The sequence below is a fragment of the Spirillospora sp. NPDC052242 genome (genome assembly GCF_040679555.1).
Taxonomy (GTDB): Bacteria; Actinomycetota; Actinomycetes; order Streptosporangiales; family Streptosporangiaceae; genus Spirillospora.
On sequence record NZ_JBFAUZ010000001.1, the window covers coordinates 37,134 to 53,563 of the forward strand.

Consider the following 16,430-nt stretch of genomic DNA (forward strand, 5'->3'; position numbering starts at 1 on the left):
CCGATACGCCGGCCCTCCGCCGTCCGGAAAAGGGCGCGCGACGTCCAGGTTTTCCTCGCGCGCCTTCCGGTCTCGGCCGAGATCCGGTACCACATGCGAAAGCCCCGGCTCGTCAGAGCACGCAGGCCTCGCCTGTGATCTGCCGCACTCTATTAGAAGAAGGTCTAAGAATCGAGTACTTACATGGACCTTTGTCCGAAGCTACGATCTCGGGGTGCGAACCCCGCCACAACGAACCACAGACGTGAACGGGAGTGACGGCGTGGACCCGCTGGTCACCGGCATCAAGGACCGCTGGGACGGACTGGGCCTGCGCGGCGACCCGGGTCCCTTCATGGCCATCTGCTCGGTGGGCCGCCTGAACCAGTTGCTGAAGAAGGCGCTGGAGGAGGAGCTCGGCCGGTTCGACCTCGGCCGCACCGGCTACGCCGTCCTCACCACCCTCGCCCTCATCCGCTCCGGGCAGGCCGGCCTCAGCACCCTCGGCCGCTGGCTGATGGTGCATCCGACGACGGTGACGCTCACCGTCGACCAGCTCCGGGCGGACGGCCTGGTGGAGCGGATCAAGCACCCCCGCGACCGGCGCGCCGCGCTCGTCCGGATCACCGCGAAGGGCCGGGAGCGCGTCAACGAGGCCAACCTCGCCCTGGAGGCGCCCGGCAGCCCCCTCGCCGGGCTCGCCGGCGCGGGCCACGACGGGCTGTTCGAGGCGCTCGAGGCGGCGCGGATCGCGGTCGGCGACCTGGAGTTCTTCGATTCCGCCGACAGCGGTGATCCGCACGGCGGTGCGCACCCCTAAAATCGGCGAACCGGACACAACTCCCGGCCGATAAGGCAGTCTTTCCCTATGCCCCAGAGTCACGGCAACCGCAGACGCCCCAAGAAGGCCTCCCGCTTCGCCCTCGGTGGGCGTGGCGAGCAGGCGCAGGCGGACGCCCCTCAGCACGAACTCCCGCACGCCGCCCAGGCCCCCGGCGACCCGAACGGCACCGGGGCCCCGTACGGAGCGGACGTCCCGTACGCCGCGGGCGACCCGTACGCCGACGGCGCCCAGGCGCCCGGTGCCCAGGCGCCCGGCGCGCCGTACCCGCCCGAGTACCCCTCGGACGTCCCGCACGAGGCCGGGCCGCCGCCCGGGCGGACGTCGCCCGCGCTGCGGGCCGCCGGGCGGTTCAAGCCGAACCGCGGCACGGCGCTGCGCGTCCTCACCAGCAACGTCACCATCACCGCGGTGGGCCTGGTCGTGCTCGCCGCCGTCCTGGTGCTCGTCCCCATCGGCGGCGGCGAGGACGACAGCGAGCCCCCGGCGATCGCGGCCGAGGGCATGTCCGCCAACGAGATGCTGGAGATCATGCGCGGGTCCGCGATGGACCCGGTGGCCGCCGACGCCGTCGCGACCGCCAAGAAGCGCGCCTACGAGAAGCAGCAGGCGCTGGCGAAGCAGGAGAAGGCGGAGAAGAACAGCGACGAGTCCGTCAAGAGCTCCTTCGACAAGCCCGAGCCGGAGACCCCGTCCGGCGGCGGCGCCATCCCGGACGCGCCCGCAGGCGGCGGCGACACGTCCGTGTCGCAGAACAAGGCCATGGGCCAGCGGATGAACGCGCTCAAGGGCTGGAGCGGCTGCTGGTCCGCCCTGGAGAGCCTCTGGACGAAGGAGAGCGGCTGGAACGAGCGGGCCCAGAACCCGTCCAGCGGCGCCTACGGCATCCCGCAGTCCCTCCCCGGCTCCAAGATGGCCAGCGCCGGGTCGGACTGGCAGACGAACGCCGCCACGCAGATCGCGTGGGGCCTCAGCTACATCGACGCCCGCTACGGCACCCCGTGCGAGGCGTGGGGCCACTCGCAGAGCGTCGGCTGGTACTGAGCCGTCCACCGACGGAACTCCGGGCATCGGCGCCCGTGCCGCGCGGCGGCGCGGGCGCCCGCCTGGCACCATGGTGGGATGCGGACGAGCAGGACGCGCCAGGCCGGTGAGGCGAACGGCGAGACCGCGGGCGGCGGCGGACGGCAGTGGGCGCGCGCCGACGCGACCCGCCAGGCGCTGCTGACGGCCGCCCAGGAGGTCTTCGCCGACCGCGGGTACGCCGACGCGGGCATCGCCGAGATCGTCGAGCGGTCCGGGATCAGCGTCGGCAGCCTCTACCACCACTACGGCGGCAAGGCCGGCCTGTACGTGGCGCTGTGGGAGGAGCTCACCGGGGAGCAGGAGCGGCGCGCGGCGCAGGCCGTCGCGGCCGCCCGCGAGGACGGCGAGCACGACCCGATCGCCCAGTTCATCGCGGGCGCCCGCGCGTACCTGCGGGTCTGCTGGGAGCGCCGGGAGGCGGCCCGGCTGTTCCTCGCCGGTGAAGGCCCGCCCGGGTCGTCGCTGATGCGGCGCAGCCGCACCCAGCGGTGGGTCGCCCGCAACACCAAGCTGCTGCGCGGCCGGAGCGAGGCCCGCGCGGCCGAGCCGCCCGCGACCGGACGCGCCGAGGAGGTGCTCGGGCTCGTCCTCACCACGGTGATCGGCGAGGCCGGGCGGGAGATCGCCACCGCCGAGAACGAGGCCGAGGCGGGCGAGATCCTCGAGGAGGTCTGCCGGATCCTGATCCGGCTCGCGCGCTGACCGGGGCGTCACTGCGGGCTCTCGGGGCGGGGTCTCGGGGGCGTGTCAGGGGCGGGGCCGGTAGGGCTCCGCGGGCAGCAGCGCGATCCGCACCCCGTGCCTGGACGGGCGGCCGCGGCGGTCGACGCGCCCGTACGTCCGGCCGTACACGCGGCGCGGCGGCGGGCCCGCGCGGCGCGCGAGGCGGATCCGCAGCAGCGCCAGGATCACCGCCGAGCCGAGCGCGGAGAGCACGCCCGCCTGCAGGGCGCCGAGCTCCTCGATGGGGGACGCGTCGTCGTGCAGCGCCCGCAGGCTCGACATCGGCACGACCGCGTTCGACAGCGGCGCGACCCGCGGGGCCGCGACCGGCGGCAGCGCGACCTGCGGCGCCCGGATGTCGCCGAGCAGCCCCGGCACCGACGACGGCAGCCCCGCCACGACGCCCGGCGGCGTCACCGGCGGGAGCGACCCGGAGGTCAGCGCGGCGAGGTCGTCGGGGACGTTGCCGGACGGGTCGGTGACGACGAGGTCGAACGAGCGCGACGCGGTCTTCATGCCGGGCGCGGAGAGCGTCACGGTCACCCGCACGGCGCGCGGCCCGGAGTCGGCCGGCACGGCGATGGTCGCGGTCGCGTTCCCGCCGCCCGAGCCCAGCGACCCGATGCTCCGCCGCGCCGGGCTGACGGACGCGCCCGGCGCGTCCACCCGCAGGGCGGCGCCCTTCGCGGTGGCGCCGAACGCCCAGTAGTGCGCCGTCACCCGGATCGACCCGCCGGGCCGCACGGTCGTCCCCGTCGCGGAGAGCTCCAGGGCCAGCCGCTTGGGGCCGGTGGGCTCGCCGGGGTCGGTGGGCGTGGGGGTCGGCGTGGGAGTCGGGGTGGGCGTCGGCGTGGGCGTGGGCGTGGGCGTCGGCGTCGGCGTGGGAGTCGGGGTCGGCGTCGGGGTGGGGGTCGGCGTGGGAGTCGGGGTGGGCGTCGGCGTCGGCGTCTCCACCGGCGGGGTGGGCGTGCCGGTGTCGGTCGGCGGCGGCGTCATGTCCGAGGACGTCGTGGTCGGCGTCGGCTCCGCCAGCGCGGGGGCCGCCCCCGACACCGTGAGGACGGCCGCCGCGCCCACTCCCGCGATCAGTGTTCCGCCGGTCGAACGTGAACGCACCTGTCCGCCTCCCCCGCCTAGTGACGATCGGTACAATTGTCCGAAACGAATCCAAGCACGGGGTGAATGGACCGGACAAGGGCGTCGAACGCCCGGCGGCCGATTGCTCACTTCGGCGGGTGATTTCTCCTTACGGATTGTCAGGATGTGCGCACGAACGCGCTCGTCAATCGCCGTCCCGGCCCATCCTGTTCAACTGGTCGATCCGCCGGATCCGGCCATCGGGCCCCAGCCGGCCGAACATCTGCGACTCCGTCACGAGCACGCCGCCCTTGCGCATCGTCGTGCGCATCGTGGTGTGGGCGGCGAACCGGTCGCCGTCCACGAGCACTCCGTGCACCTCGACGTCCCCTTCGAGCGCGTTCTTGCGCGCCGGGCGGGCGTGCTCGATGACGCGCCGGCGGTCGAGCACGACGTCGTCCGTCCGCCATTCGAAATCGGGCTCGAAGTAACGGTCGAGGACGTCGCCGGGGTCGTTGCCGGCGGCGACCATCTCGCGCGGATAGTCGCGCAGGAAGTCGGCGAGGTCGCGTTCGGTGGTGATGCCCATGTCGCCTCCTGTAGGCGTACGACGTACACGTACGAGGGCGTACGGTACCCCCGAGGGGTGAGTCCCCGTCAACGGTCAGCCGGCCGGGCGCAGGCGCTCGATCCGGTCGAGCCGGCCCGCGAGCAGGTCGTCGTGGGCGATCGCGAAGTCGCCGTTCGGCAGCGCGGAGCCGAAGTGCGCGCCCATCACCGCGTCCGGCAGGAAGTCGCGGACCTTCGCGCGCAGCGCGTGCGGGTAGGCCACCGGCGCGCCCCATCCGCCGGGCGCCTCGTCGCTGCCGAAGACGACCCAGTGGTCGGTCCCGACCGGCTCGCCCGGGACCGGCGGGCCGCCGGTGTGGGCGTCCAGTGCCGGGGCGACCAGGACGTCCGGGTCGAGCGGCTCGTACCACAGGAGCAGCGGCCTGGCGCGGCGCGCGTCGGCGTTGTCGAAGCAGCAGACCGCGATGGAGTGGCGCGGGTAGTGGACGGCGTAGAACTCCATCAGCGCGGGGTCGAGGCGCGGCCGTTTGCGCTCGGGCACGCGCGCCAGCGCGGCCGGGATCAGCGTCGCGTCGTCCGCCAGCAGGACGGTGTAGACGTCGTGCTCGAAGACCTGCACGGCCGGTTCGTCCTCCGACATCCAGTCCATGGTCGCGGCGCCCGCGCTCACCGACAGCGGCCGCACGGCGTCCACCATCGCCGCGAGGACGCGGCCGCCGCGCCGTCCGACCGGGACGAACCGGTCCGGCGACATCGCGCGGGCGGGCAGGTGCAGGAGCATCGCGTTGGGCCCCTCCGCGAGGTTCAGCGCGGTGTTCTCGTAGCCGAGCACCTCGATCGCGCCGTGGCGCGGATGCCGCCTGCGCCCGACGTACAGGGTCGTTCCGGTGAATTCGGCCTCGGCCATCGATACGCACATGTCCGGCGAAACTAGTCGAACCACCCCGAACATGGGGCCGGACCGGCGGAAACGTCCGGACGACGAGGACGTTCGGGTCACATGGGACGCCCGGGACCGTTATCCTGACCTTCGGGTTACCGCTCCCTGACGGAAAGTCGAAGAGGTCCATGCCGACGTCAACCTGGTTCCGCCTGAACGTCGCAAAGCGCGCGCGCGTGCTTGAAGTGGCGATGAAGGAGTTCGGGGAACACGGGTACTCGACCGGCAGCCTCAACACGATCGCCCGCGAGGCCGGCATCGCCAAGGGCTCGCTGTTCCAGTACTTCAACGACAAGCTGGAGTTCTTCGCGTTCGTCTGCGACGAGGCGTCCCGGCGCATCCGCGAGGAGATGGAGCGCCGCATGGCCGCCATCGACTTCGACCAGCAGTTCGACGAGTGGCTGTTCGACGTCATGTGCGACTGGTCGGAGTACATGGAGGCGCACCCGCTCGAGCGCGGCGTCACCGCGGCGACGAACTTCGAGCTCGACAACGCCGTCCGCTCGGTCGTCCGCGACACCGCCAACCAGCACTACCTGCAGGTCATCCACCCGACGCTGCAGTTGTGGCAGGAGCGGGGGCAGATCCGCGCGGACGCCGACCTCGAAGTCCTCGCCACGACGATCCTGGCGCTGCTGCCGTTCCTCGCGCTGGCCCCCTACTACGACGGCCTGGACCCGATCCACGGGCTGCGCGGCCGGACGCCGGCCCAGCAGCGTCCGGTGATCCGGCAGCTCATCGCCGGGTACCGGCCGATGTTCGCCCCCGAGAAATGACCGCGCGGGCGGGGGCCGGAGCGGCCCCCGCCGCCCCGGCCCGCCCCGGGTCACGGGATGAGGGTGTACTCCTCGGGCCGCGCCTTGCGGCTGCCCGCCCAGAACTCGAACGTGTGCCCCGGCCAGAGCGTCCGGTTGACGCCCTTGTCGTCCAGGTACCAGCTCTGGCAGCCGCCGTCGCTCCAGACCGCCTTGCGCAGCCGCCGGTGCATCCTGTCGTTGAACGCGCGCGCGGCCTCCGGCTTCGGCTCGATCGCGTCCGCGCCGCTCTCCTGGAGCAGCCGCAGGCAGCTCAGCACGTGCCGGATCTGCACCTCGATCATGAAGACGACCGAGTTGTGCCCAAGGCCGGTGTTCGGGCCGAGCAGCATGAAGAAGTTCGGCAGGCCCGGGATCGTCGTGCCGCGGTGCGCCTCGATGCCGTCCGCCCACAGCTCCTGGAGCTTGACGCCGCCGCGCCCGGTGACCCGCAGCTCGGCGAGCGCGTCGGTCACCTTGAAGCCGGTGCCGTAGATGATGCAGTCGACCTCGTACTCGCGGCCGTCCCGGGTGACGACCGAGTGCTCCCGCACCTCGGCGATGCCGGACGTCTCGACCTCGACGTTCGGCCTCGTCAGCGCCGGATAGTAGTCGTTGGACAGCAGCACCCGCTTGCAGCCGATCGTGTAGTCCGGCGTCACCTTCGCGCGCAGCTCGGGGTCGGGGATCTGCCGCTTCAGGTGCCGGCGGGCGAGCCACTCCATCGGGCCCGACAGCCGCGGGTCGGTCGTGAAGCTGACCGCGCGGGCCTCCAGCGTCCAGTAGATCCCGTTGCGGAACCCGCGCGCCGCGCCCGGCACCTTCTCGAACGCCTTGCGGACGGCCGCCGGGAACTCCCGGTCGGGCTTCGGCTGGATCCACGGCGGCGTCCGCTGGAACAGCGCGAGGTGCTCGACCTCCTTCGCGATCCGCGGGACGAACTGGATCGCGGACGCGCCCGTCCCGATGACGGCGACGCGCTTGCCCGCGAGGTCGTAGGAGTGGTCCCACTCGGCGGAGTGGAACGCGGCGCCCTGGAAGCGCTCGATGCCGGGCAGGTCGGGGAACGACGGGATGTGCAGGGCGCCGATGCCGGACACGATCGCCTTCGGCGTGAGGACCGTCCCGTCCGCGAGCGTCACGTTCCAGCGCTTGGCCGCGTCGTCGTACTCCATGCTCTCGACGGCCGCGCCGAACCGGATGTGCTCGCGCACCCGGTGCTTGTCGGCCGTCCGCTCCATGTACGAGCGGATCTCCGGCTGCGGCGCGAACATCCGCGACCAGCCGGGGTTGAGCTCGAACGAGAACGAGTACATGTGCGAGGGGACGTCGCAGGCGCACCCGGGGTAGGTGTTGTCGTGCCACGTGCCGCCGAGGGCTTCGCTCTTCTCCAGGATGACGAAGTCGTGGAATCCGGCCTTCTTGAGGCCGATCGCCATGCCGAGCCCCGCGAATCCGGAGCCGATGATGACGATCGCCGGTGCACGCTCGCTCATAACCGTCCTCTCCCGTTACCTACTCCGGGTAAGTTACCCGCAGTAGCTTACTGACGGTAGGTCCAACAGATAGGATTTCGCTGTGAGTGCCGCCACACCATCCCACCGACGCCGGATGTCCCGCGCCGAGCGCCGGCGGCAGATGCTGGACGTCGCGGAGCAGGTGTTCGGCGAACGCGGCTACCAGGCCACCTCGATGGACGAGATCGCCGACCGCTGCGGCGTCTCCAAGCCCATGCTCTACGAGCACTTCGGCTCCAAGGACGGCCTGCTCCTCGCCTGCATGCGCCGGTCCAAGACCGAGCTCTTCGAGGTCACGCAGAAGGCGATGGCCCAGGCGACCGACCCCGCCGACATCCTGTGGCGCGGCATGGTCGCCTACTTCGGGTTCGTCGAGTCGCACAGCGCGTCGTTCGCCATGATCCTGCGCGAGCCGATCGGCCCGCCCGAGACCATGAAGGCCCTGGACGAGGCGCGCGCGCAGCAGAGCGGGCTGATCGCGGGCGTCCTCACCACGTTCGTCCCGGACGCCCCCGCCGACGTCGTCGCGGCCTACACGCAGATCATCATGGGCGCGAGCGAGCGGCTCGCGCAGTGGCAGACCGGCCGTCCCGACGTCACCGCCGAGGACGCCGCGCGCTACATGACCGACTTCTGCTGGAGCGGGCTGAGCCCGTACATCGCCGACCGCAAGGGAACCGGCTGACCGCCGACGCCCGGGGACGGACGGGTCGCGCGGGCGGTCGCGCGGACCGGCTACCGCGCCGGACGCGCGCGGGGCAGCGCCTCCAGGGCGGCGATCAGGAGGTCGAGGCCGAACTCGAAGTCGGCCTCGGGGTCGTGCCGGGACAGTTCGGCCCCGAGCGCGATGACGTGCGGGAACTCGTCGGGGTCCAGCCTGGCGAAGTCGGCGGCCGGGCTCGTGTCGAGATGGTGCAGCCACTTGCCGAAGCCGATCTCGCGCATCTGCGTGCCGAGCGCGTACGCCATCAGCGCCCGCGTGATCCGGACGGCCGTCACGCCGTCGAACCCGGCCGCCTCGGCCAGCGCCAGGGCGCGCTCGGCGGGCCGCAGCCCGATCGTCGTGTCGAACTTCCGCGTCAGGACGACCGTCATGCAGCGCGGGTACTCGTGCGCGACCGTCCGGAACGCCCGCACGAGCGCGCGCGCACGGTCCTGCCAGGACGCGGACGGGTCGTCCTGCAGTTCCATCCCGGACACGACGTGCTCGGCGACGCCCTCCAGCAGCGCGTTCTTGTTCGGGACGTGGTTGTAGAGCGACATCACGGCGACGTCGAGCTCGGCCGCGACCCGCCGCATCGACAGGGCGTCCGCGCCCTCCCGCTCGATGAGCCCGATCGCCGCGCGGACGATCCGTCCCCGGGTCAGGGCCGGACGCCGCTCCGGCGCCGCGCGCCCGGGAGTGTCGGAGGTCACGTTCGCCGCCCCGTCCCTTCTCCATTGACAGCCCCGGTGGGCCGTGTCACGGTACGTACAGTGTACGTAAGACGTACACCGTACGTTGCGTCCTCGAGGGGGAACGCCGATGTCGACCCATGATCTCTACACCTCGCCCGTCGACACGTCCACCTGGAACGTCCCGATCACCGGAGACACCCGGTTCACGTGGGAGTACGACGACGGCCGCGACCGGCTCCTCGCCCTGTACCAGAAGGGCAAGGACAAGCAGTGGGACTCGGCCAAGCGCATCGACTGGGACCTGGAGGTCGATCCGCACGACGTCCTCGGCGTCCCCGACCAGTCCCTCGCCGTCTACGGGACGAGGCACTGGGACCGGATGACGGAGAAGGACCGCGGCGAGCTGCGCAGGCACTCGGCGTCCTGGCAGTTCTCCCAGTTCGTGCACGGCGAGCAGGGCGCGATGGTCACCGCCGCCCGCATCGTCGAGTCCGTCCCGGACCTGGACTCCAAGTTCTACTCCGCCACCCAGGCGATGGACGAGGCCCGCCACGTCGAGCTCTTCTCCAAGTTCCTGCAGGAGAAGATCGGCCTCGTCTACCCCATCAACACCAAGCTGCAGGAACTCCTCGACGAGACCCTCGCCGACTCCCGCTGGGACCTGCCCTACCTCGGCATGCAGGTGCTCATCGAGGGCCTCGCGCTCGCCGCGTTCGGCGTCATGCGCGACGTCACCACCAAACCGCTCCCGAAGCAGATCCTCGCCTACGTCATGCAGGACGAGGCGCGGCACGTCGCGTTCGGGCGGCTCGCCCTCCGCGACTACTACAAGCAGCTCTCCCCCGCCGAACTCCGCGAACGCGAGGACTTCGTCATCGAGGGCTGCCACCTCATGCGCGACCGCATCCGCGGCCGGGAGGTCTGGGAGAACTTCGGGATCCCGGCGGCCGAGATCGACGAGATGGTGAACAACTCGCCGTACATGCGGATGTTCCAGAGCCTGCTGTTCAGCCGGATCGTCCCGTGCGTCAAGGACATCGGGCTGTGGAGCGAGCGCATCCGGCGGACCTATGACGACATGGGCGTCCTCGAGATGGGGAAGGCCGATCTCGACGCCCTGATGAACCAGGACGAGGAGATCGCGGAACGGCTCGACGGCGAACGCTTCGCCGCCGAGGAGGCCGCGCGCAGGACCGAGGTCGACACCGTCATCGCGGAGGCGTCCTCCGGCTGAGTACCTTTAGAGCCCACTCATCGGGACGTTGTTCACGGAGGTTGGCATGCCCCTCGCGCACTTCGACGGCGCGCTCGCCGTCGTCACCGGAGCCGGCAGCGGGTTCGGCCGGGCGATCACGCTCGCCCTCGCCGAGCGGGGCGCCACGGTGATCGCGGCCGACATCGACCTGCCCGCCGCCGAACGGACGATCGAGCTCGCCAAGACGCTCGGTACCGGAGGCGCGTCCTACGAGGTCGACGTCGCCGACCGGGCCGCGATGGAGGCGTTCGCCGCCGAGGTGAAGGAGACCCACCGCGTCCCCGACATCGTCGTGAACAACGCCGGCATCATCGTCAGCGGCCCCTTCATGGACACCGGGGTCGAGGACTGGGAGCGCATCCTCGGCGTCAACCTGTGGGGCGTCGTGCACGGCTCCCGCCTGTTCGGCAAGCAGATGGTCGACCGCGTCGAAGCGCTGCCCAACAAGCCCGACAAGCCGAACTTCGGCGGCCACATCGTCAACATCGCGTCCGCCGCGGCGTTCGCCCCCTCCCGCGCCGTGCCCGCCTACTCCACCACGAAGTCGGCGGTCCTGATGCTCAGCCAGAGCCTGCGGGCCGAACTCGCCGGGCACCGCATCGGCGTCAGCGTCGTCTGCCCCGGATTCGCCAGCACCGGCATCGTCAAGAACGGCATCGTCGTCGGCGGGACCCCCGCCGAGCGCGAGCGCCTCAAGGAGCGCACCCAGAAGGCCATGCGGCTGCGCAACTACCCGCCCGAGAAGGTCGCCGAGCGGGTCGTCGACGCGATCATCAAGAACCGCGCCGTCGTCCCGGTCAACTTCGAGGGCCACCTCCTGCACACCCTCTCCCGGCTCTCCCCGGGAGCCATGCGCCTCATCGCCCGAATCCCCGCCCCCCGGTAGGCGCGGGCCCGGCCGGCCTCGGCGGCCGTCCGCTCGCACCGCGCACCCGGGACACGGGGACACGCCCCCTGCAACGCCCCCGCCCCGGTGAGAGGAGCCGGCCCCATGCCCCCCGAAGCCCTCGTACAGGACGGCCGTCCACGGACCCGGACCGCGCGGATCCGGTGCCGGGACGGCGACCACACGCTGGAGCTGACCGACCGCGAGGTCGTGGCCGAACGCCTCCTGCGGACGTCCCGCAAGCACTCGTTCGACCCCGAGGTCGACGTCGAGTGGGACGCCCCGCAGGATCCGGACGTCTTCTATCTGCCGCCGCGGCTGGTGTCGCTCTACGAGACGCCGCTGTGGGACGTCATGAGCCACCGGCAGCGGGTCGAGCTGTCGAAGCACGAGGTGTGCAGCATCGCCTCGTTCGGCATCTGGTCGGAGATGCTGCTGATGCAGTCGCTCGTCATGCACGCGTACCGCAAGCGGTACGACAGCGAGCACGTCGCGTACGCGCTGACGGAGATCGCCGACGAGTGCCGGCACTCCACGATGTTCGCCCGCATGGTGCGGACGTGCGGGCTGCGCACGCACCGCCCCCGCGCGGCCGAGTTCCAGGCCGCGAAGCTGTTCGGCGCCGTGTACGACCCGATGCCGATGTTCGCCGGGACGCTCGTCGTCGAGGAGTTCACCGACGCCTTCCAGCGGCTGACGTTCCCCGACGAGGACGTCCAGCCGATGGTGCGGCAGGTGACGCGGATCCACGTGATCGAGGAGGCGCGGCACATCAAGTACGCGCGGGAGGAGCTGAAGCGGCTCGTCGCGAGGGCCGCCCCGGTGCGGCGGCGCGCCGCCGCCTACGGGCTCGCGCAGGCGACCCGGTTCATGGCGTCCCAGGTGATCCATCCGTCCTGCTACACGGCCGTGGGGCTGGACCCGAAGGTCGCGCGGCGGGCCGCCGCGGAGAGCGCCCACCGGCGGGAGACGCTGGCGTGGGCGTTCCGCAAGTGCACCGCGTTCTTCGACGAGGTCGGCTTCCTGGACGGCCGCGCCCGCGGGGTCTGGGAGCGCACCGGACTCCTTACACCCATAACGCGTTCTCGTTGAGGCGCGCCATTTATCTCGACGTCGAGCGTGACATTACCGAATGGCACTCTAATCACGTGCAATGGTCCGGCCGGCGCAACAGAAAGGGCCGCGGAGTGTGGTCCACTCCGCGGCCCCTCGACGAGGACATGCTGCCGACCTGGGGTTCACACCCAGGACACTCCGTCCGATGGCCCGGCCACGTCGTCGACCTCCTCCTCCCCGAAGGCATCGCAGCACACCGATCGCGTCGTCGAACCGGGGAATCGACCGGCGAACTCCCTCCCCTTAACCTCACACCTTAGAAGGTACTGACAGTAAATATGCCATGATCGGCCGATTCAGGTCAGAATTGTAGAGACGTGAGAACTTCTCGCGCCACGGCGGCCGCCGCGTCGAGGCACTCCCGCTCCCGCGCGGCCCCCTCGCCCCGCTCGCTGTAGCTGACCGTGATCACCGCGTTCCGGGTCCGCGCGGTCACCTGCCCGACGACCGTCGGCTGGCCCTCGTCGCTCTTGAACCACCGGTACGCCTCGTCCCCGAGGCCCGGCTGCCGCTCCAGCGTCACCGTCCGGACGAGCGGCGCTTCGTGCGCCTGCCGCCACTGCGCATCGAAGTACCGCCGCGCGTCCTCCACCGGCGTGGCCGTGTTCGCGGGCGCGTACAGGTGCGCCTCCACCCGCAGCCAGCGGAACGCCGAACCGGTCGACGAGTACGTGCACGTGGTGAGCGTCGAGTTCGCGCTGTCCCGCTGCCGCGCGTCCGGGATCGTCCGCCGGACGGTCTCGTCGGTCACCATCCCGCACGGTTCGGGCAGCGCCGCGATCGGCTCCGCCGACGAGGGCACGGCCGACGACGGGGCGGCCGACGTGGGCGCGGCCGTCGAAGGAGCGGCCGTCCGCGGCACCGGCTCGTCCCCCGACCGCAGCAGCAGCACCCCGCCGCCCGCGACGCCCAGCACCACCACGACCGCCAGCACCGCCAGCAGGCCGGGACGGCGGGACGGCGACGGCGGATCGGGCGCCGAGTACACCCGCTCGAACGGCTCGGGCGGCCGCGGAAGGCCCGTGCCCTCCCGGCTCGCCGCGTCCGATCTCCCCACGCTCGTCAACGTAGTCAGGCACGCCCGGCCTGACCAGGTCCCCCGGCCGATCCATTTGTCAGACCGCCCGGTCACAATGGGAGGCGTGCGGATCATCGAGGTCGCCCGGACGTCGGCGGTCGTCGCGGAGACGTCCGGACGCAAGGCCAAGGTCGCGGCGCTGGCCGCGTGCCTCGGGCAGGCGGGGGCGCGCGAGGCGCCGATCGTCGTGGCCTACCTGTCCGGCGAGCTGCCGCAGCGGCAGATCGGCGTGGGCTACGCGGCGCTGCGCGACCTCCCGCCGCCCGCGGACGTCCCGGAGCTGACGGTCGCGGAGGTCGACGCGACGTTCACCGAGATCGGCGCCGTGTCCGGCAAGGGGTCGGTCGCCCGCCGCCGCGAGCTCGTCGCGGAGCTGATGGGCCGCGCCACGCGCGGCGAACAGGACTTCCTCGTCCGCCTCCTGTCCGGGGAGCTGCGGCAGGGCGCGCTGGACGGCCTGATGGCCGAGGCGATCGCGTCCGCCGCGGGCGTCCCGGCGGCGGACGTCCGGCGGGCGTTCATGCTGCGCGGCTCGCTCGGCCCGGTCGCGACCGCCGCCCTCGCCGACGGCGCCGCGGGACTGCGGGCCTTCACCCTCGAGGTCGGGCGCCCGGTGAAGCCGATGCTCGCCGCGGCGGCGCCGTCCATCGACGAGGCGTTCGGCAAGCTCGCCGCGGAGGCCGCCGTCGAGTGGAAGCTCGACGGCGTCCGCGCCCAGGTGCACGTGTCCGACGGCACCGTCCGCGTCTTCACCCGCACGCTCGACGAGATCACCGAGCGGCTGCCCGAGGTCGTCGCGGCCGTCCGGGAACTGCCGGTGCGCGACGCGGTCCTCGACGGCGAACTGATCGCGCTGCGGCCCGACGGGCGCCCGCACCCGTTCCAGGTGACCGGCGCCCGCACCGCCACCCGCACCGCGAAGGACACCGAGACCGTCCCGCTCACCCTCTACCTGTTCGACGTCCTGCACCTGGACGGCGCCGACCTGCTCGACGCGCCCGGCGCCGAACGCCACGCCGCGCTCGCCCGGATCGTCCCCGAACACCTGCGGATGCCCCGGCTCGTCACCGGCGACCCGGCCGCGGCGAAGGCGATGTTCGACGAGGCCGTCGCGCGCGGCCACGAGGGCGTCGTCGTCAAGTCCCTCGACTCCCCCTACACCGCGGGCCGCCGCGGCGCCGGCTGGATCAAGGTCAAGCCCCGCCACACGCTCGACCTCGTCGTCCTCGCCGTCGAATGGGGGCACGGCCGCCGCAGCGGGCTGCTGTCGAACCTGCACCTCGGCGCCCGCGACCCCGAGTCCGGCGGGTTCGTCATGCTCGGCAAGACCTTCAAGGGCCTCACGGACGAACTCCTCGCCTGGCAGACGCGCACGCTGCGCGAACTCGCGGTGCGCGAGGACGACTGGACGGTGCACGTCCGTCCCGAACTCGTCGTCGAGATCGCGTTCGACGGCGTCCAGCGCAGCACCCGCTACCCCGGCGGCATCGCCCTGCGCTTCGCCCGCGTCCTGCGCTACCGCCCCGACAAGTCCGCGAACGAGGCCGACACGATCGACACCGTCCGCGCCGTCGCCCCCGTCATGGACTGACCCGCCGCGTCACACGACCCGCGGCTGGTCCAGGACCCACAGCCAGGTCCCGTCCGGCTGCCGCCGGGCGACCTCGGCGGTGGCCCCGCCGCCCGGCAGCCGCACCGACGTCAGCGCCAGGTCGCCCTGCCGGAGGGTGGGCCGCTGCTCGCCGGGCGCGAACACGGGCCCGTCCGCGACGAGCCGCTCGTACGCGCGCCGGATCTCGGCGTGCCCGGTGGCGACGCCGCCGCCGGGCAGGGCGAGCACCGCGTCCGGCTCGTACAGCGCCACCAGTCCGTCCACGTCGCCCGCGTTCAGCCGCTCCACGACGAACCGGCTCAGATCCTCGGGCCGTCCGGCCCGCTCGTGCGCACGCGTGCCGCCTGCCATCCGCAGCCTCCCCAGAGTTCTTCCGCACCAACGCGATCGTGCCAGGCGGGTGCGACGCTCCGGGCGCTAACCGCGTTCCGCGGGCTCGGTTCCGCCGGCGTGGCCGGGGGCGGACTCGTCACCGCCGTTCGGGCGGCGGGCGGCGTACTCGGGGGCGGGCGCGTCCCGGGGGCGGGGGGCGCGGTTGCGGCCGAGGCGCAGGCGCGGGTTGCGGAACGCGTCGCCGCGGGCGGGCTCGGCGCGGCGGGGCCGGAGCCGGACCGTGGTGCGGGTCCGGACGCGGGCGACCGTGCGGCGCTGGGCGCGGGCGGCGGCGCGGCGCTGGTGGCGGGCGAGCCTGCGGCGGCGGGCGCCCTCGGCGGTGGTGCGGCGGTGCCGGAGTTCGGGCGGGATGAGGTCGTGGCGGCCGGCGATGAACTCCTGCACCCAGATCTTGCCGCGGATGAGCGGGCGGCGGATCCGCTTCTCGCGGCGGACGGCGCGCGCGTACTTGCGCGAGTCGGCGGCGTACCGCCAGCGGGACCAGGGGGAGCCCGGACGGGCGACGCGGACGGCGCCGACGAACAGGAGCGCGGGCACGAACAGGCCGATGAGGCCCGTCCAGATCTTGCCCTTCAGCAGCGTGATCACGGCGAAGACGAGGTTGACCGCGAGGGACGCCACGTAGAACCCGGAGATCAGCTCGACCTGCACGCCCGGGACGGACGGGAGCGGCGAGCCCTCGACGCCGAGCGGGTTGACGCCGAGCAGGAGCAGGCCGGTGACGGCGATCGCGACGAACACGGCGTCGACGGACGCGCGGCCCTTCTCGGTCCAGTAGACGTCGCTGAGGTGCAGGATCAGCGCGAACTCGTCGAGGACGAGCGCGGAGCCCATGCCGAAGACGATCGCGGCGGCGAGGTCGAACCCGACGCGGCCGTCCGGGACGGCGAGGCTCGCGACCCCGCCGACCAGCATGAGGACGACGCCGAACACGACGTGGTGGATGTGGACGTCGCCCGCCTTGACGTTGCGGAACCACCAGCGGACGTTCGCCCGGATCAGCCGGACGTTCACCCGGGTGAGGACGAACGTGACGATGAACGCGACGAAGAAGCCGAACAGCGGCAGGCGGCCGGTGTCGACGATGCGTTGCTCGAACAGATGGATCATGAGCCCCCCGTGGGCTCCATGATGCCCGGTGACTTGCACCGTTATCGTGGGAACC

Annotated in this window: 17 protein-coding genes; 9 read left to right on the forward strand and 8 right to left on the reverse strand. The window is 72.4% G+C overall.

The genetic code is table 11. The features are described from left to right. Nucleotides 1-244 precede the first annotated feature (244 nt). The 3 genes from AB0L25_RS00175 (at nucleotide 245) to AB0L25_RS00185 (ending at nucleotide 2,608) form a co-directional block, all read left to right on the forward strand. Nucleotides 245-799: a MarR family winged helix-turn-helix transcriptional regulator gene (locus tag AB0L25_RS00175; RefSeq protein WP_500166991.1), complete on the forward strand. Its 555-nt coding sequence runs from the start codon at nucleotides 245-247 to the stop codon at nucleotides 797-799. Between the two features lie 396 nt (nucleotides 800-1,195). Beyond that, entirely contained in the window at nucleotides 1,196-1,864 is a 669-nt protein-coding gene (locus AB0L25_RS00180) for an aggregation-promoting factor C-terminal-like domain-containing protein (RefSeq protein WP_500167598.1), read from the forward strand. A gap of 78 nt (nucleotides 1,865-1,942) precedes the next feature. Further along, nucleotides 1,943-2,608, forward strand: coding sequence for a TetR/AcrR family transcriptional regulator (locus AB0L25_RS00185; protein WP_500166993.1), 666 nt, complete (start codon nucleotides 1,943-1,945; stop codon nucleotides 2,606-2,608). A gap of 45 nt (nucleotides 2,609-2,653) precedes the next feature. On the opposite strand, the gene AB0L25_RS00190 is transcribed toward AB0L25_RS00185, so the two are convergent. From AB0L25_RS00190 to AB0L25_RS00200, 3 genes are all read right to left on the reverse strand, one after another. Continuing rightward, nucleotides 2,654-3,745: a hypothetical protein gene (locus AB0L25_RS00190; RefSeq protein WP_500166995.1), complete on the reverse strand. Its 1,092-nt coding sequence runs from the start codon at nucleotides 3,743-3,745 to the stop codon at nucleotides 2,654-2,656. A 166-nt stretch (nucleotides 3,746-3,911) separates the two neighbouring features. Further along, nucleotides 3,912-4,295 (reverse strand): nuclear transport factor 2 family protein, encoded by a 384-nt coding sequence (locus tag AB0L25_RS00195; protein WP_500166997.1) that lies wholly within the window; start codon nucleotides 4,293-4,295, stop codon nucleotides 3,912-3,914. A gap of 75 nt (nucleotides 4,296-4,370) precedes the next feature. After that, nucleotides 4,371-5,195 carry a hypothetical protein gene (locus AB0L25_RS00200; protein WP_500166999.1) on the reverse strand — a complete coding sequence of 275 codons (825 nt, stop codon included), beginning with the start codon at nucleotides 5,193-5,195 and terminating at the stop codon, nucleotides 4,371-4,373. A 212-nt stretch (nucleotides 5,196-5,407) separates the two neighbouring features. On the opposite strand from AB0L25_RS00200, the gene AB0L25_RS00205 reads away from it, so the two are divergent. Then, nucleotides 5,408-5,992: a TetR/AcrR family transcriptional regulator gene (locus AB0L25_RS00205; protein ID WP_500167001.1), complete on the forward strand. Its 585-nt coding sequence runs from the start codon at nucleotides 5,408-5,410 to the stop codon at nucleotides 5,990-5,992. 50 nt (nucleotides 5,993-6,042) lie between these two features. On the opposite strand, the gene AB0L25_RS00210 is transcribed toward AB0L25_RS00205, so the two are convergent. Then, nucleotides 6,043-7,506: a flavin-containing monooxygenase gene (locus AB0L25_RS00210; protein ID WP_500167003.1), complete on the reverse strand. Its 1,464-nt coding sequence runs from the start codon at nucleotides 7,504-7,506 to the stop codon at nucleotides 6,043-6,045. A gap of 115 nt (nucleotides 7,507-7,621) precedes the next feature. Between AB0L25_RS00210 and AB0L25_RS00215 the strand changes: the two genes are divergently transcribed. Next, the gene (locus AB0L25_RS00215) at nucleotides 7,622-8,212 is read left to right on the forward strand and encodes a TetR/AcrR family transcriptional regulator (protein ID WP_500167004.1); all 591 of its coding nucleotides are present in this window, start codon (nucleotides 7,622-7,624) and stop codon (nucleotides 8,210-8,212) included. 50 nt (nucleotides 8,213-8,262) lie between these two features. On the opposite strand, the gene AB0L25_RS00220 is transcribed toward AB0L25_RS00215, so the two are convergent. Next, nucleotides 8,263-8,943 carry a TetR/AcrR family transcriptional regulator gene (locus AB0L25_RS00220; protein WP_500167006.1) on the reverse strand — a complete coding sequence of 227 codons (681 nt, stop codon included), beginning with the start codon at nucleotides 8,941-8,943 and terminating at the stop codon, nucleotides 8,263-8,265. A gap of 109 nt (nucleotides 8,944-9,052) precedes the next feature. Here AB0L25_RS00220 and AB0L25_RS00225 point away from each other — a divergent pair, with 109 nt between their 5' ends. From AB0L25_RS00225 to AB0L25_RS00235, 3 genes are all read left to right on the forward strand, one after another. Next, nucleotides 9,053-10,159: a ferritin-like domain-containing protein gene (locus AB0L25_RS00225; protein WP_500167008.1), complete on the forward strand. Its 1,107-nt coding sequence runs from the start codon at nucleotides 9,053-9,055 to the stop codon at nucleotides 10,157-10,159. Nucleotides 10,160-10,205: 46 nt separating this feature from the next. Next, entirely contained in the window at nucleotides 10,206-11,066 is an 861-nt protein-coding gene (locus AB0L25_RS00230; protein WP_500167010.1) for an SDR family NAD(P)-dependent oxidoreductase, read from the forward strand. A 105-nt stretch (nucleotides 11,067-11,171) separates the two neighbouring features. After that, on the forward strand, nucleotides 11,172-12,158 hold the full coding sequence (locus tag AB0L25_RS00235; protein ID WP_500167011.1) for an AurF N-oxygenase family protein: 987 nt from the start codon (nucleotides 11,172-11,174) through the stop codon (nucleotides 12,156-12,158). A 325-nt stretch (nucleotides 12,159-12,483) separates the two neighbouring features. Here AB0L25_RS00235 and AB0L25_RS00240 read toward each other — a convergent pair whose 3' ends face one another. Further along, nucleotides 12,484-13,239 carry a hypothetical protein gene (locus AB0L25_RS00240; protein ID WP_500167013.1) on the reverse strand — a complete coding sequence of 252 codons (756 nt, stop codon included), beginning with the start codon at nucleotides 13,237-13,239 and terminating at the stop codon, nucleotides 12,484-12,486. A gap of 76 nt (nucleotides 13,240-13,315) precedes the next feature. Between AB0L25_RS00240 and AB0L25_RS00245 the strand changes: the two genes are divergently transcribed. Beyond that, nucleotides 13,316-14,851, forward strand: coding sequence for an ATP-dependent DNA ligase (locus AB0L25_RS00245; RefSeq protein WP_500167015.1), 1,536 nt, complete (start codon nucleotides 13,316-13,318; stop codon nucleotides 14,849-14,851). A 9-nt stretch (nucleotides 14,852-14,860) separates the two neighbouring features. On the opposite strand, the gene AB0L25_RS00250 is transcribed toward AB0L25_RS00245, so the two are convergent. Continuing rightward, nucleotides 14,861-15,223 carry a YybH family protein gene (locus AB0L25_RS00250; RefSeq protein WP_500167017.1) on the reverse strand — a complete coding sequence of 121 codons (363 nt, stop codon included), beginning with the start codon at nucleotides 15,221-15,223 and terminating at the stop codon, nucleotides 14,861-14,863. 66 nt (nucleotides 15,224-15,289) lie between these two features. Then, entirely contained in the window at nucleotides 15,290-16,375 is a 1,086-nt protein-coding gene (locus tag AB0L25_RS00255; protein WP_500167019.1) for a hypothetical protein, read from the reverse strand. Between the last annotated feature and the right edge of the window lie 55 nt (nucleotides 16,376-16,430).